At 50.8% G+C, this 13,449-nt stretch carries 16 protein-coding genes; 10 read left to right on the top strand and 6 right to left on the bottom strand.

The window, feature by feature from the left end; genetic code table 11:
• Positions 1–27: 27 nt before the first annotated feature.
• Complete coding sequence (locus EDM58_RS02865) at positions 28–576, top strand: methylated-DNA--[protein]-cysteine S-methyltransferase (RefSeq protein WP_122911999.1); 549 nt, start codon at positions 28–30, stop codon at positions 574–576.
• A gap of 127 nt (positions 577–703) precedes the next feature.
• A complete protein-coding gene (locus EDM58_RS02870; RefSeq protein ID WP_122912000.1) occupies positions 704–1,678 on the top strand; it encodes an amidase domain-containing protein in 975 nt (324 codons plus the stop codon).
• An 11-nt stretch (positions 1,679–1,689) separates the two neighbouring features.
• Here EDM58_RS02870 and EDM58_RS02875 read toward each other — a convergent pair whose 3' ends face one another.
• The 4 genes from EDM58_RS02875 to EDM58_RS02890 form a co-directional block, all read right to left on the bottom strand.
• Positions 1,690–2,391 (bottom strand): ferric reductase-like transmembrane domain-containing protein, encoded by a 702-nt coding sequence (locus EDM58_RS02875; protein ID WP_122912001.1) that lies wholly within the window; start codon positions 2,389–2,391, stop codon positions 1,690–1,692.
• Between the two features lie 147 nt (positions 2,392–2,538).
• Positions 2,539–2,988: a PTS sugar transporter subunit IIA gene (locus tag EDM58_RS02880; protein ID WP_122912002.1), complete on the bottom strand. Its 450-nt coding sequence runs from the start codon at positions 2,986–2,988 to the stop codon at positions 2,539–2,541.
• 47 nt (positions 2,989–3,035) lie between these two features.
• Entirely contained in the window at positions 3,036–4,499 is a 1,464-nt protein-coding gene (locus EDM58_RS02885) for a PTS galactitol transporter subunit IIC (RefSeq protein WP_122912003.1), read from the bottom strand.
• A gap of 26 nt (positions 4,500–4,525) precedes the next feature.
• Complete coding sequence (locus EDM58_RS02890; protein ID WP_246000510.1) at positions 4,526–4,846, bottom strand: PTS sugar transporter subunit IIB; 321 nt, start codon at positions 4,844–4,846, stop codon at positions 4,526–4,528.
• A 138-nt stretch (positions 4,847–4,984) separates the two neighbouring features.
• Between EDM58_RS02890 and EDM58_RS02895 the strand changes: the two genes are divergently transcribed.
• The 8 genes from EDM58_RS02895 to EDM58_RS02935 all read left to right on the top strand — a co-directional run bounded on the left by EDM58_RS02895 (position 4,985) and on the right by EDM58_RS02935 (position 12,202).
• Positions 4,985–5,242: an HPr family phosphocarrier protein gene (locus EDM58_RS02895; RefSeq protein WP_122912005.1), complete on the top strand. Its 258-nt coding sequence runs from the start codon at positions 4,985–4,987 to the stop codon at positions 5,240–5,242.
• Positions 5,243–5,249: 7 nt separating this feature from the next.
• Complete coding sequence (locus EDM58_RS02900) at positions 5,250–6,212, top strand: NAD(P)-dependent oxidoreductase (protein WP_122912006.1); 963 nt, start codon at positions 5,250–5,252, stop codon at positions 6,210–6,212.
• A gap of 281 nt (positions 6,213–6,493) precedes the next feature.
• Positions 6,494–6,964: a tRNA (uridine(34)/cytosine(34)/5-carboxymethylaminomethyluridine(34)-2'-O)-methyltransferase TrmL gene (gene trmL, locus EDM58_RS02905; protein ID WP_122912007.1), complete on the top strand. Its 471-nt coding sequence runs from the start codon at positions 6,494–6,496 to the stop codon at positions 6,962–6,964.
• A gap of 42 nt (positions 6,965–7,006) precedes the next feature.
• Positions 7,007–7,732: an HAD family hydrolase gene (locus EDM58_RS02910; protein WP_122912008.1), complete on the top strand. Its 726-nt coding sequence runs from the start codon at positions 7,007–7,009 to the stop codon at positions 7,730–7,732.
• 481 nt (positions 7,733–8,213) lie between these two features.
• Complete coding sequence (locus tag EDM58_RS02915) at positions 8,214–10,112, top strand: PrkA family serine protein kinase (protein ID WP_023556115.1); 1,899 nt, start codon at positions 8,214–8,216, stop codon at positions 10,110–10,112.
• A 43-nt stretch (positions 10,113–10,155) separates the two neighbouring features.
• Complete coding sequence (gene yhbH, locus EDM58_RS02920; RefSeq protein ID WP_122912009.1) at positions 10,156–11,313, top strand: sporulation protein YhbH; 1,158 nt, start codon at positions 10,156–10,158, stop codon at positions 11,311–11,313.
• A gap of 280 nt (positions 11,314–11,593) precedes the next feature.
• Positions 11,594–11,881: a YiaA/YiaB family inner membrane protein gene (locus EDM58_RS02930; RefSeq protein WP_122912011.1), complete on the top strand. Its 288-nt coding sequence runs from the start codon at positions 11,594–11,596 to the stop codon at positions 11,879–11,881.
• Between the two features lie 42 nt (positions 11,882–11,923).
• On the top strand, positions 11,924–12,202 hold the full coding sequence (locus EDM58_RS02935) for a hypothetical protein (RefSeq protein ID WP_122912012.1): 279 nt from the start codon (positions 11,924–11,926) through the stop codon (positions 12,200–12,202).
• A gap of 49 nt (positions 12,203–12,251) precedes the next feature.
• On the opposite strand, the gene EDM58_RS02940 is transcribed toward EDM58_RS02935, so the two are convergent.
• Together EDM58_RS02940 and EDM58_RS02945 are read right to left on the bottom strand one after the other, a co-directional pair.
• Complete coding sequence (locus tag EDM58_RS02940) at positions 12,252–12,950, bottom strand: L,D-transpeptidase family protein (protein WP_122912013.1); 699 nt, start codon at positions 12,948–12,950, stop codon at positions 12,252–12,254.
• A gap of 106 nt (positions 12,951–13,056) precedes the next feature.
• Complete coding sequence (locus EDM58_RS02945; protein WP_122912014.1) at positions 13,057–13,416, bottom strand: VOC family protein; 360 nt, start codon at positions 13,414–13,416, stop codon at positions 13,057–13,059.
• Positions 13,417–13,449: the final 33 nt, after the last annotated feature.

A 13,449-nucleotide genomic window follows, 5' to 3' on the forward strand; every position in this document is an offset into this window, starting at 1 on the left:
AATCTACGGGAGCAGGAGGTAGGTTGGATGACGAATACATTGCGTTATACCATGATGGACTCGCCCATTGGACCGTTGTTGCTGGCTTCTACGGCAGAGGGATTATGCTTTATCGAATTTGGAGCAGAGCAGGATAGCCTGCCGTCTCTGCAGAGTTGGAGCAAAAAGCACTTTCTCGGCATGCCGATCGCACGTGACGATGAAGCGAACGAGCAGGTAAAAAAGCAGCTTCATGAGTACTTTGCAGGAGAAAGGGAAACGTTTGACCTGCCTTATGTCTTGCACGGAACGCCTTTTCAAAAAGCGGTCTGGATGGAGTTGAGCCGCATCCCGTATGGAGAGACGCGCTCCTACAAGGATATTGCCTTGGCGATCGGAGCATCGAAAGCGGTCAGAGCGATTGGCGGTGCGAACAACCGCAACCCGATACCCGTCATTATTCCGTGCCACCGGGTTATTGGGTCCAACGGAGCTCTGGTTGGGTATGGAGGAGGCCTGTCGATCAAAGAACATCTGCTCGCTTTGGAAAAGGTACTGCTCACATTGCCCCATACTTCCAATCAAGCCACTCGTTAATTCGGGTGGCTTTTTCTTCTGAAAGGCTTTTCCCTTACATATTCTGCTATGAAAGCAGACGGAAGCCGCATGATTCACGGCAAAAGACAGGCGGAATGCGAATCAGAAAGGAGAGGGGAAGCAGAAGATGGACTGGAAGGGATTTATCCAAAAGTATTTCGATGCTGTTCATTGGTCGTGGATGGACGGCAAAATAGAACGATTAGCATCATTTTTTAGCAAAGAGGGACAAGACAAGACGGGAGAGTGGGAGCGTCTGACACGAGAATACAGTCAGACAGTAAGCCGAGGGGCGCAAATCTATGCTGTGAGCGGACGGGTTATACCATTGTGCTGGATGGAGACGGAAAAAACGCTGGAGATCAGTCTGGTCTGGCGGGGAGCGCGCCATTACCGGATCGGAAATCAGCGGCATGAAGAGGCAAGCTCCCGTGTGATGACGCTGCGCTTGAACAAGGTAGACCATGATTCGTGGGTCATCGCCGAAACGCGTGAATGGGAGGGGGACGTAAAAGCAGCGAGTAGGGAGGCAAATAAAGAGGAGCGGGAAGCAGCTGTCCAGGAAGAGGAGACAGCCGCCAAACCGCTCATGGTAGTGTATGGTGCCAAAGGGTACAATGCCCGCAAAGCGGTAGAGTACGCTGAGCGATACTGGAATACGACCAATCCGGTCTATCCCCGTTTCAATGACGACTGCACCAACTTTATCTCGCAATGTCTGCATGCCGGGGGAATCCCGATGCTTTTTTCCAAAGAGAAGACCAAGGGCTGGTGGATTCGGACGGGAAAAGGCAGCGAGTGGAGCTATAGCTGGTCGGTAGCGCACAGCTTGTATCTGCTGCTCAAATCAGGCAGAGAGCCGATGCGGGCAGTTACAGTCAACTCGCCTGAAGAACTGGTGCCAGGTGATATCATTTGCTATGACTTCAACGGAGACGGACGCTTCCAGCACAATACGATTGTTGTCGCCAAGGATTGGGACAACATGCCGCTGGTCAATGCCCATACGACGGACAGCAGGTTGCGTTACTGGGCTTATGAGGATTCGACCGCCTACACCCCTCAGATTCGCTATGCGTTTTTTCATATCCAAGGGGTATAGGGCCTGCAAAGTCAGCGTCTACGGTTCCACACCGCGCGCCAGAACGTGATGACGCGGACGATCCAGACCGCGAAGGCAAAAAGCAGGATGTCGGATAGGGTGTGTGGCTCGCCTTTGATGGATTGGATATAGATCAATCCATGTACGACAACGAGAATGAAGATGAACGGATTCGCCAAATGGAGCCGTTTCCACGTGGAGCCACCCAACCATTTTTTCGCTGCATCCGAAGAGGTGAAAAGCAAGCTGATGACGTACAAAACCGAAATCAGTCCCAGATAGTTCGCTACCCCAATCAGCGACAAGCGAGGCATTGGCCACCCGTAGAAGGATTCGTAATTCTGGAAAAAGAGGCCAAGCCAGCCTGAACGGGGGCTATCCGCATTGCTCTGCAGGATCATCAGCCGAGGCACTCCCGAGAAAAGAATCAAGACCAAAATGACGTGGGTTATTGCGGTGATTCCAGCCCAGATTCCCAGATCGCGGCGAATGGACAGGCAAGCTGCGCCAAAGCGGGAGGGCAGCCATGCGGACAAGGGACCGATCAAAAGCGTCAAGCCGATTAAGAGAAAAGAGACGTACCCCATGATCATACTGGTGGCCTCCATGGGGGGAAATGATGCGTAATCACCCCACATCCAACGCATGGTCAAAGCTATGAAGATCAGACTGACCAGATGTGTGACAAGACGAAAGGCAAGCGATCGTGCCATCTGCCATTCAACTCCTCATTCAACCCGAAGGCATTTTCCCTTAGATGCAGCAGCGAGCCTTTTCGTTACAGCACTATTGGTCAAAAAATAAAAAGACCTGCCGCATCCATTCGCTTTACCGAAGGACGGCAGGTTTTTTAGCCTTATTTACGCAATGCTTGTCTGCATGACATCCAACACTTCATCGGCAGAAGACGCTCCTAGTACCTTTTGCAATCGCTCGGTATCGCTCAAGATTTCCATGAGACGCTTGAGCAGAGCCAAATGTTCGCGAGGATCCGCAACGGCGAGCAAAAAGACCAGGGAAACGTCAACCAGTTTGTCAGGATCGCTCATCAAGCCAAAACGTACAGGAGTCTGCAGGGTTGCAACGGCAATGCCGGATTCGAGCACATGGCTGCTGTCTGTATGGGGAATAGCCACAAAGAATCCTTTGCCAGGCAGTGCCGTAGGATATTCCCGTTCGCGATTTAGTACGGCTTCAGGATAGCTTTCTTTTACGATCTGGTGGCGGAGAAAAAGCTCGCTCAACTCGCGAATGACTTCTTCTGCACTGCTTGCTTGCGATTGAAGTACGACAAATTCAGGACGGATCATGAAAAACGCTCCTTTTTTGCAGATCGAAGGAAAAGCGGCGACCAGAGCTACTGACCGATGGCGCTGACAGTCCCTTTTTCCGGATTCTCGTCTTTTTTCGTGCGGTCGCCATCCAGTAAAGCGCTGCGCTCGATGTAGTCGGTGATGGCGCCTTTATTCTTCTTGAACAGGATATAAGCTGCAAAATAGATCACCAGTACAAGCCCGATCCACAGCCAGGACTGGGAAAGGAACGCCAGGAAGATCAAGGCGGATACGGGAGAGGTCAAAATGCCGAAGCTCGTGATCAACAAGGTCTCGGCAGGGATCGTCACGCCGACGCCCTTCGCTACTTCAGTAAAGAGAGGGGCGGTGAACGTAATCACATACAGTCCGATGCTGAACCAAACTGCGCCGATAATGACCGATTTGAAAATATTCCCGTTGGTAATCGCCACGGTAGCTTGAATCATGAACGGCAGGGCAATCAAGTCGACCAGCGGCAATGCTTCGTTGCCGGGAAGAATGAGCGCCAGAACAACCATGATGGGAATCAGCAAAATTCCTGTTGTAAGCGTCGCGGTTTCCCCATACCCCATCGCGTCATTGACACCCAGGTACCATTCCCGGGATTTGTCCGTTGACGCAGAATTGGATTTCTTCAGACTTTTCTTGGCTGTCTCGGTGAGCGGCAGGAACGCTTGGGCAAAGATCCCGGATACCTTGGGGAAGATCACCATAACGGCACTTGTGGCGATCCCTACCGTGGCTATTTGCCCCCAGGCTGCCATCGTCCCGAGATTGTTCAGGTTCCCCAGCAGGCCGAGCAAGAGGCCCAGGATCAAGCCCAGAGAGATGGGCTCCCCGAAGATTCCCAGTCTTTTTTGCAGCGCTTCCGGGCTGAGGTTGATTTTATTGCCAACCAGCTTGTTCAGCACCCAGTTTCCCGCGAGAGCAAAAGGAACGCTTCCCACGTGGTGAAGCTGGACAATCGTCACGCGCGGATACTGGAAATAGGTAGACCATCTTTTTGCAAACAGTTCCGAAAACAAAAGGCTGTAAAGATTCAGTACGATCATGCAGGAGATGGACAGGAACATGCTGTCTGTGATCAGATAGACCATCGAACCCCACACCATGTACGAGTAGTTGTTCCACAAATCACCGGGCTGGAAGATGTTCGTCCATTTGACGAAGAACAGAAAAATTTGCAGGACCAGCGCCAGTCCAAGAAAAATCATGCCGACTTTGGTGGAGTAAGCGACGATTGCCGTAGCTTGCCACCCGATGTCAAAGACGGGCAGGCTGACCCCTGTGCTTTTCACCATATTTTCGACGACGGGCATAATGATCGGGATAAAGGCATTAATCAACAGGTTGAATCCGAATAAACCGATACCGGCATACAGCGCGGAGTACAATGCTTTTTTGATCTCAACTTTCAACGCCAGGGAGATGATGAAGATGACGACCGGAACAAATATGGGGGCGCCAAACGTATCAAAAATCTCCTTCAAGGTTTGAAGAAACATGAGGTCTGCTCCTCTCGAGAGAAAAATTAGTTCGCTTCGTTGTTCAGAATCCGGGAGATGACCTGACGCACCTCTTCCAAAAATTCTTCTTCTTCCAAACCGGTCAGAAAGCCGACGCCATTAATCACCGGGATCGGAATATTGCCGGAAACGGGCGTAGTATTGACCACAAAATCATAGTTGCCTTGCTCCACATGTCCCAACACTTGCGTCGGCTTTACTTCTGTGGTGGTGATGCTGATTCCGTCTGCTGCCAGAGCCTCCTTTAATTTTTGCGCCACCATTGTGGAGCTGATCGTGCCTGAACCGCAAACTGTCAAGATATTCAGTGTTCTCACAGGTATCATCCCTTTCTTTTGACTGTGTACATATTAAAACAAATAAATCCGATCAGTCAAATATGAATTATATGATTTACAGGATAAATGATTTGTGGTTACAATGTGTGAACAGATTTGGTTTGAAAAAGGAGAGGAGTTAATCACATGCTGGAGAGAAAAGTAGTCGTTGCGTTGCAGCAGGGTCTTCACGCCAGACCGGCTAGCCAATTTGTAAAGTCGGCGTCTTCCTTTGAGAGTGATATCCGAATCGGGAAGGGCGAAAACCTGGTAAACGCCAAAAGCATTATCAACGTTCTGACCTTGGCAGTAGAAGAAGGCGAAGAAGTTGTGTTGATTGCAGAGGGGCCGGATGAGCAGCAAGGGATCGAAGCACTGGAACGCTATCTGGTCGGACAGGAGTGAGCACAGCATGCGAATTCTTGTCACAGCCCCGTATCCCGTTGCCAGGTTGACTGAGCTGGAAAGCTGGTTCGGAACGGTCATCTACCAGCCTTGGATCGACCGTGGCGCTGCTTATACGGCAGCTGAACTGACAGCGTTGATCAAAGAAACACAGGCGGATGCGCTCATCACCGAATTGGATGAATTAACCCAGGATGTAATCAATGTCTGGGAACCCAAGCCGCGATTTGTGGCCATCTGCCGGGCTACCCCTTCGAATATTGATGTTCAAGCGTTGCGAGAACAGGGTATCCCGCTCATTACTGCACCAACACGCAATATTCAGGCAGTGGCTGAGCTATTGATCGGGAATGTCATCAGCTTTTACCGGCATGCGAGCCGAAGTGAAAAATGGCTGAAAGAAGGCAATTGGACGGACTGGCTCTACCCGTACAAGGAATTCCGCGGCCAGCAGCTCTCTGAAAAGAAGGTCGGCATTGTAGGATTGGGCGCAGTTGGTCGACGTGCAGCTAGACTTTTTGAGGCATTCTCCTGCGATATTTCGTATTTTGACCCGTATGTATCGGCCGAGGATTTTCCGCAATACAAGCCTGCATCTTTGCAAGAGATCTTTTCGGCAAACGAGATCGTGTCGGTCCATCTGCCTTCCACGCCCGAGACGAAACGCTTGATCAGCAGAGAGTTGGTTGAGCTGCTTCCACAGGATTCACTATTTGTGAACACATCTCGGGCATCTGTCGTCGATACCGAAGCGCTAATTGACATCCTTGAAAGCAAAAAAATACGCGGTGCTGTACTCGATGTATTTGATCATGAGCCGCCAGAAGAACAAGACATGCGCCTGATCCGCCTGGAAAATGTCCTGGCTACGCCTCATATCGCAGGCTCCACGGAGGAAGTAGTCCACAATCATGCCGCCTTGATCAACAATGCCTTGGCGGAGTGGAAAGGGACTTGGGCAGCCAGATAGCTATTAGACTATGTAATGCTTCCCCGTGTATGCGGGGATTTTTTATTTGAAAACACCAAGATTTAAGTCATTTTTTTATAAAAACCTCTCGAGAAGCCCGCAAATAAAGCGGGAGGACCAGTAGTAGCTGGCTGAGGAAAAAGGGGACTGAAGCGTGTCCTCTTTTTCCTCCTCTCCACTGCAGCTGGTGGACCACAATGTTCTAAGGTGGCTTTTCAAAGCTGCGTTTAGGTATAATAGAGGTTGTTTACCAGCTCGGATACCAAGGAGATAGTGCTGACATGCCGCTACATATTGTTTTGCATGAGCCGCTCATCCCTGCCAATACGGGAAATATCGCTCGTTCCTGCGCAGCGACAGGGGCTCACCTACACTTGATTCACCCGTTGGGCTTTTCGACGGAAGACCGTTATCTGAAACGGGCAGGCCTGGATTATTGGCACGCCGTGCAGGTTCACCATTACGATTCTTTTGAGCATTTTGCCGAGGTGCAGGGAAGCGAAGCGGGGACATTTTACTTCGTGGAGACCTGGGGAGAGAAGCTGTATACAGACGTTACGTTCCGGGACGGCGACTACATCATCCTGGGCAAAGAGACGACAGGCTTGCCCGAGGAATTGACGAACCGTTATCGGGAGCAGACTATTCGCATCCCGATGAGCGGCGCTACTCGCTCCGTCAATTTATCGAACTGTGCGGCGATTGTATTGTTCGAGGGCTTGCGGCAACTGGGATTTCCCGGATTATCGTAGCCAATGACCAGGACAAGTCCTGACATGAAAGGGGAAACGAACATGAGCGTCAATACGATTTTGTTTGATTTGGACGGCACTTTGCTGGAGATGCAGACGGAGCCTTTTATTGAACAGTATTTGAGAGCCCTGGGCCGCTACGTAGGAGATGCCTGTGACACGAAAAAGCTGATCGCCCTGATCTGGGACGCGACCAAAGCGATGATCACAAGCCAAGAAGCAGACAAGACAAATGAGCAGGTATTTATCGAGTATTTCAGGGAGCATGGCGAATGGAATATCGAGGAGATCTGGCCCATTTTCGACGCCTTTTATCGCGACGAGTTCCCCAAGCTGGTCGAGCATACGCATCCGTCGCCATGGGCGAAGCAAATCATAGCAGGAGCCAAGGCACAAGGCTTCCGCGTCGCGGTCGCCACCAATCCGGTTTTCCCGCGCGATGCCATCCACCATCGACTGGCCTGGATCGGAATGGATCCTGAGGAATTTGAATTGGTGACGGTGTACGAGGAATCGCATTTTACCAAACCAAATCCGGGCTACTACCTAGAGATTTGTAAAAAACTGGGTGTTGAGCCGTCCGAGTGTGTCATGGTCGGCAATCACATGCAGGAGGATATGGTTGCGTCGAAGGTAGGCATGAAAACCTTCCTCGTCACCAACTGGATGGAGGATCGCGGAGAGCCTTCGTACCCGGTGGATCAAAAGGGAACGCTGGAGGAGCTGCATCAGGCGATCAGTGGAAGAAGCGGGGTTTTTGCCGGCTGAGCCGACACAAAGAATAAATGAAAAAAGCAGGTTGCCCGATGAGGCAGCCTGCTTTTTTACTGGGAGCGATGCAAGCCGGTTGCGCTTGCGCCCGTCTTACAGGTTCCAGGTTTTGTCTTTGTTATAACCTGCTGTAAGAATGAAGAACAAAAACGCGGCAAAGACCAACCCTACGATAAACGTACCCATGTTGGACTGCTCCTTTCGTAAAAACTCCCTCCCATTATAGCGTAGCTTGCCCTGTTTGCAAACGGGCTAACAAGGCGTCCTAAGCAAAGTTCGACAAAACTCCATACAAGATTCAGAGAAGTAATCCGAAACTTGCGACGACGGCTTGCATACACATATGAAAAGGCTAGATGGCCTGAAGCGTGCAAGAAAACAGGTGTAAGTGAATGTGCAACCGCCAGCGGACATATACATGAAAGTACATTGTCGTTTGGGGGAAGAGAGAGGGGCTTATGAGGGAGGAGTGACGAGCATGGATATTTTAAAACGAATAGCGCAACACCGGGCCCGAGAAGAAAAGCTCATGTGGAGAGGGACTTTTGCCGAATATCTGGAATTGGTGCGCCAGAATCCACAAATAGCCCAGACTGCTCACTCACGCGTCTACAACATGATTAAAAGCGCCGGCGTCGAGGAAAATGAAGACGGCTCTCGTTCGTATCAATTCTTCAGTCGAGAAATTTATGGATTGGATCGCTCTATTGAACGACTGGTGGAGGAGTATTTTCACTCCGCTGCCCGCCGGCTCGATGTGCGCAAGCGAATTCTGCTTTTGATGGGACCAGTAAGCGGCGGTAAATCGACGCTGGTCACCATGCTGAAGCGGGGGTTGGAGGAATACTCGCGGACGGATGAGGGAGCGATCTATGCGCTGGACGGCTGCCCGATGCAGGAAGAGCCGCTGCATTTGATCCCTCATGATCTGAGGCCGGAGATAGAGGAAGAGCTGGGTGTCAAAATCGAGGGTGAGCTGACGCCCTACAACCGGATGAGACTGGAGCAGGAGTTCGGCGGCTGCATTGAGAATTTCCCTGTTCGCCGCATCTTGTTCTCCGAGTCCCAGCGTGTCGGGATCGGGACGTTCAGTCCGTCCGATCCGAAGTCGCAGGACATCGCCGATCTGACGGGGAGCATCGACTTTTCTACCATTACCAAGTACGGTTCCGAATCCGACCCGCGTGCCTACCGCTTCGATGGCGAGTTGAACAAGGCAAACCGCGGGTTGATGGAGTTCCAGGAGATGCTGAAGTGCGATGAGAAGTTCCTCTGGCACCTTTTGTCGCTTACCCAGGAAGGAAATTTCAAGGCGGGCCGATTTGCCTTGATTTCCGCAGATGAGCTGATCGTCGCGCATACGAACGAATCGGAGTACAAAGCCTTTATCGCCAATAAAAAGAACGAAGCCCTGCAGTCGCGGATTATCGTCATGCCGATCCCGTACAACCTGCGGGTCAGCGACGAGGAAAAAATCTACTCCAAGCTGATCAAGCAATCCGATCTGGGACATGTGCATATCGCGCCGCACGCGCTTCGCTCCGCAGCCATTTTCTCAATCCTGACGCGGCTGAAGGAGTCGAAGAAGCAAGGGGCGGATCTGTTGAAAAAGATGCGCCTCTACGATGGGGAATCGGTAGAGGGCTTCAAAGGTTCGGATCTGGAAGAGCTGCGCAACGAGCACGCGGATGAAGGCATGTCGGGAATCGACCCGCGCTATGTCATCAACCGCATTTCCAGTGCCTTGATTCGCCGGGATACGGAGTGCATCAATGCGCTGGATATCCTGCGCGCACTCAAGGAAGGCTTCGACCAGCATCCATCGATTACCAAGGAACAGCGCGAGCGCTATATGAATTTCATCTCCATCGCGCGCAAGGAGTACGACGAGCTGGCCAAGAAGGAAGTGCAGAAGGCATTTGTCTACAGCTACGAGGAATCCGCCAAGACGCTCATGGATAACTATCTGGACAACGTCGAGGCGTACTGCAATATGAACAAACTCCGCGATCCGGTGACTGGCGAGGAGATGGACCCAGACGAGCGCCTGATGAGGTCCATCGAGGAGCAGATCGGCATCTCGGAAAACGCCAAGCGCGCCTTCCGCGAAGAAATCCTCATCCGCATCTCGGCCTATGCGCGCAAAGGCAAGCGTTTTGATTACAGCACACACGACCGTCTGCGTGAAGCGATCGAGAAAAAGCTGTTCGCCGATCTCAAAGACGTGGTCAAAATCACGACCTCCAACAAAACGCCGGATGAGCATCAGCTGAAGAAAATCAACGAGGTGACCAAACGCCTCATGGAAGAGCATCATTATTGCCCAGTCTGCGCCAACGAGCTGCTTCGCTACGTCGGCAGTCTGCTGAACCGTTAAACATATTCGGCGCAGGTTGCGCCAGTTACTAGGAGGAGACGCCATGAAAGATGAGACATCATTCATTGTCTCCCGGGAAGACTGGTCGCTGCACCGCAAAGGGTACCAGGACCAAACGCGGCACCAGGAAAAAGTAAAGGAAGCGATCAAAAAGAACCTGCCAGATCTGGTAAGTGAAGAAAACATCATCATGTCGAACGGTCGGGAAGTCATCAAAATCCCGATCCGTTCGCTGGATGAGTATCGCCTTCGTTTCAATTTTTCCAAAGGGAAGCACGGCGGCCAGGGCAAAGGCAACAGCAAAGTGGGAGACGTAATCGCCCAGGACGGCGACCCGGCGCAGGGAGCCGGCAAAGGGCAGGGAGCCGGGGATCAGCCGGGGATCGATTACTACGAGGCAGAGATCAGTGTAGAGGAATTGCAGGAGATGCTGTTCGCCGAGCTGGAGCTGCCCAATCTGGAGCAGAAGGATGAACAGCAGATCATCGTCGAGGAGACGCGCTTCAACGATATTCGCAAAAAGGGTTTGATGGGCAACATCGACAAAAAGCGCACCCTGATCGCCGCGATCCGCCGCAACGGACTGGCCGGCTACAGCGATCTGGAGCTGGGCATCAGCGAAGATGATTTGCGCTTCAAGACCTGGGAGGAGATCATCAAGCCCCATTCCAATGCCGTCATCATTGCAATGATGGATACTTCAGGGTCGATGGGCGTTTTTGAGAAATACATCGCCCGCAGCTTTTTCTTCTGGATGGTCCGCTTCTTGCGCACGAAGTACGAAAAGGTAGAGATTGTGTTCATCGCCCACCATACGGATGCCAAGGAAGTGAATGAAGACACCTTTTTTTCAAAAGGAGAGAGCGGGGGGACGATCTGCTCGTCTGCTTACAAAAAAGCGCTGGAGATCATCGACAGCCGCTATCCGACCTCGCAGTACAATATTTACCCGTTCCATTTTTCAGACGGCGACAACCTCACCTCCGACAACGAGCGCTGCGTCAAGCTGGTGAGGGAATTGATGGAGCGCTGCAATATGTTCGGATATGGAGAGGTCAATCAGTATAATCGCCATTCGACCCTCATGTCCGCCTACCGCCATATCCGGGAGCCCAAATTCATGCATTGCGTGATTCGGGAAAAGGGTGAGGTGTATAAGGCGTTGAAGACGTTTTTTGGGAAGAAGGAAGCGGTAACGTGAAGGCGAGAAGGGAATAGAAGGATACATGTGCCCCTTAAAGTTCCTTGGGTCAACCGCAGTGGTTGTCCGGGAGAACATTAAGGGGAGTTTTTTGGCTTTTCCCGTTCGTGCTTGGGCTTTTTGTGAAAAGGGCCGTGTGATCAGAGCAATTGTCCGGTTGATTTATGCAACGAAAGACCTGGAACGAAAGGCCTTGTTGTGTAAAAAATGGGAAAATATTAAAATGTAAGAATGTGGAGTTTTCGTTCTTAATAAGAAATAAATCATAAGGAGGTTTACGATGTATCCACAAAAGCATCGCAAGCGCAACACCGCAGCCTTCACATTCTTGGCATATTTTACTTTAGGTGCAGGCGTACTTCTGTTTTCAATCGGTCTTTACAATGCGAGCTCACTTCAATTGAATGAGAAAGGGTACTATATCGCATGCATGCTGCTTGTCGCAGTCGGGGCGATTCTGACGCAAAAGGTAGTAAGGGATAACGAAGAAGATAAAGCCATTATCGAGGAGCAGGAAAGAGAATTCAACTTGAAGGTATCGAAAGTGGAGAAGGAGACTTCGAAATAGCAATCATTCCGGTTACGAATGGATAGATATGGGAGCATTCATATGGGAACACCAGAAAAAAGCAACGATGAACGTTATATTGTAAAGACTTTTCGATTTCTTTCACCATGGAATGATGATCATGTGCAAGATTTTGAATGGCAAACGGATTCCCTAGAGGAAGCGATGCAAGCGGCCCATCAACAAGCTGAATTATATAAAGATGATAAAGATAAATATGTAGTTTGCATTCATGCTTTGGTAGCTGATGAGCGGTGTGGATATGTACATGTTGACGGCCAGCGAAAGAAGGAAATTCAAAACTGGGTAGAAGTGTTATAAAAAACGCCTGAAACCGCTTGGCTGCCTCAAAGCCCAAGCGGTTTTTCTGTTATTCCACCAGTCCAAACTCCCGGTACATCCTCAGTGAAACCACTCCATTCTCCGGCAGTCCGTGGTCGCGTTGAAATTTTTTGAGGGCAGCCGTGGTACTGGCACGAAATTTTCCATCGCAATCTCCATGGAAATATCCTGCGCTTTTCAAACGAGATTGGATCAGCTGCACATCTCCGCCGACGTCCCCTTCAGCCAAATTCCTCGGGTGATGGCTGGGATGTCCCAAAATATGCCCGTAGATCGTTACTTTTGTTCCGACCGGAACCATATCGAACAGTTCGAGGACATCCCGGTTGTACATGCGGATGCAGCCATGGCTGAGGTGCTGTCCGATGGAGTAGGGCTTGTTGGTTCCGTGTATGCCGTAAATTCCCCACGGAACATTTAATCCCAACCATCGCGGACCAAAGGAAGGACCCCAATCCTTCCCTTTGTAGATGATTTTGTATTCCCCGACAGGTGTAGGCGTGGACAGGTTGCCGACCGCGACCGTATACGTTTTTACCTTTTGACCATGCTTTAGCACGATTAATTGGTGTTTTAAAGGATAAATCTCTATGGAGAAGGTCCCCTGCTCATCGACGATCGGCAACGCCGTATCCGCATAAGCGGGTCCCGGACCTATGCCAAATAGCAGCAAAAAAATGGTGGCAGCCCAAAAGGTAAGGAAATGCAGCCTGCGATATAGATTCATTTTTTCATACCCGCGATCCTCTATTTTTCCTTTAGTGTGCGCTGGTAAGGGCAACTTATTCCTTTTGGCGGCAGCAGGTGAAAACCGCGGCGAACCCATTGGGAGCTTACTTGGAGGGCATGTGGGCAAGAATGTTGACGAGCTTGCCGAATGGATCGCGAACGAAGAATCGTCGAACTCCCCAAGGTTCGTCGGCTGGTCCGTATTCGATCGGATATCCGGCATTTTTCACGTGTTCGAGGGCAGTATCGACATCATCCACTTCAATGGATAGATCAGGAGTAGGTGTATCAGACCCTCCTTGTGAAGCGAAGCTGATCTGGACATCCATCTTTTCGTTCGTGCCGTAGGTAGCAATCCAGCCGTGATCCATGAGGAGCTGCATGCCAAGCACATCCTGATAAAAATGTTTTGCTGCATCGATTTTATGTGTCTCGATATTGGCGACGATTCGTTTGACTTTCATGGAAATCCTCCATTTATTGGGATTTCGCTCCAT

It is taken from the genome of Brevibacillus panacihumi (assembly GCF_003710985.1).
In the GTDB taxonomy this organism is placed as follows: domain Bacteria; phylum Bacillota; class Bacilli; order Brevibacillales; family Brevibacillaceae; genus Brevibacillus; species Brevibacillus panacihumi.

Excerpts from the sequence above, each read along its gene's own strand:
- EDM58_RS02885 (WP_122912003.1), bottom strand. The coding sequence starts at position 4,499 with ATGTTTCTTCAAACCTTGAAGGAGATTTTTGATACGTTTGGCGCCCCC.
- EDM58_RS02910 (WP_122912008.1), top strand. The coding sequence starts at position 7,007 with ATGAGCGTCAATACGATTTTGTTTGATTTGGACGGCACTTTGCTGGAG.
- EDM58_RS02895 (WP_122912005.1), top strand. The coding sequence starts at position 4,985 with ATGCTGGAGAGAAAAGTAGTCGTTGCGTTGCAGCAGGGTCTTCACGCC.
- yhbH (WP_122912009.1), top strand. The coding sequence starts at position 10,156 with ATGAAAGATGAGACATCATTCATTGTCTCCCGGGAAGACTGGTCGCTG.
- EDM58_RS02915 (WP_023556115.1), top strand. The coding sequence starts at position 8,214 with ATGGATATTTTAAAACGAATAGCGCAACACCGGGCCCGAGAAGAAAAG.
- EDM58_RS02870 (WP_122912000.1), top strand. The coding sequence starts at position 704 with ATGGACTGGAAGGGATTTATCCAAAAGTATTTCGATGCTGTTCATTGG.
- trmL (WP_122912007.1), top strand. The coding sequence starts at position 6,494 with ATGCCGCTACATATTGTTTTGCATGAGCCGCTCATCCCTGCCAATACG.
- EDM58_RS02875 (WP_122912001.1), bottom strand. The coding sequence starts at position 2,391 with ATGGCACGATCGCTTGCCTTTCGTCTTGTCACACATCTGGTCAGTCTG.
- EDM58_RS02945 (WP_122912014.1), bottom strand. The coding sequence starts at position 13,416 with ATGAAAGTCAAACGAATCGTCGCCAATATCGAGACACATAAAATCGAT.
- EDM58_RS02880 (WP_122912002.1), bottom strand. The coding sequence starts at position 2,988 with ATGATCCGTCCTGAATTTGTCGTACTTCAATCGCAAGCAAGCAGTGCA.
- EDM58_RS02935 (WP_122912012.1), top strand. The coding sequence starts at position 11,924 with ATGGGAACACCAGAAAAAAGCAACGATGAACGTTATATTGTAAAGACT.
- EDM58_RS02865 (WP_122911999.1), top strand. The coding sequence starts at position 28 with ATGACGAATACATTGCGTTATACCATGATGGACTCGCCCATTGGACCG.
- EDM58_RS02930 (WP_122912011.1), top strand. The coding sequence starts at position 11,594 with ATGTATCCACAAAAGCATCGCAAGCGCAACACCGCAGCCTTCACATTC.
- EDM58_RS02940 (WP_122912013.1), bottom strand. The coding sequence starts at position 12,950 with ATGAATCTATATCGCAGGCTGCATTTCCTTACCTTTTGGGCTGCCACC.
- EDM58_RS02900 (WP_122912006.1), top strand. The coding sequence starts at position 5,250 with ATGCGAATTCTTGTCACAGCCCCGTATCCCGTTGCCAGGTTGACTGAG.
- EDM58_RS02890 (WP_246000510.1), bottom strand. The coding sequence starts at position 4,846 with ATGATACCTGTGAGAACACTGAATATCTTGACAGTTTGCGGTTCAGGC.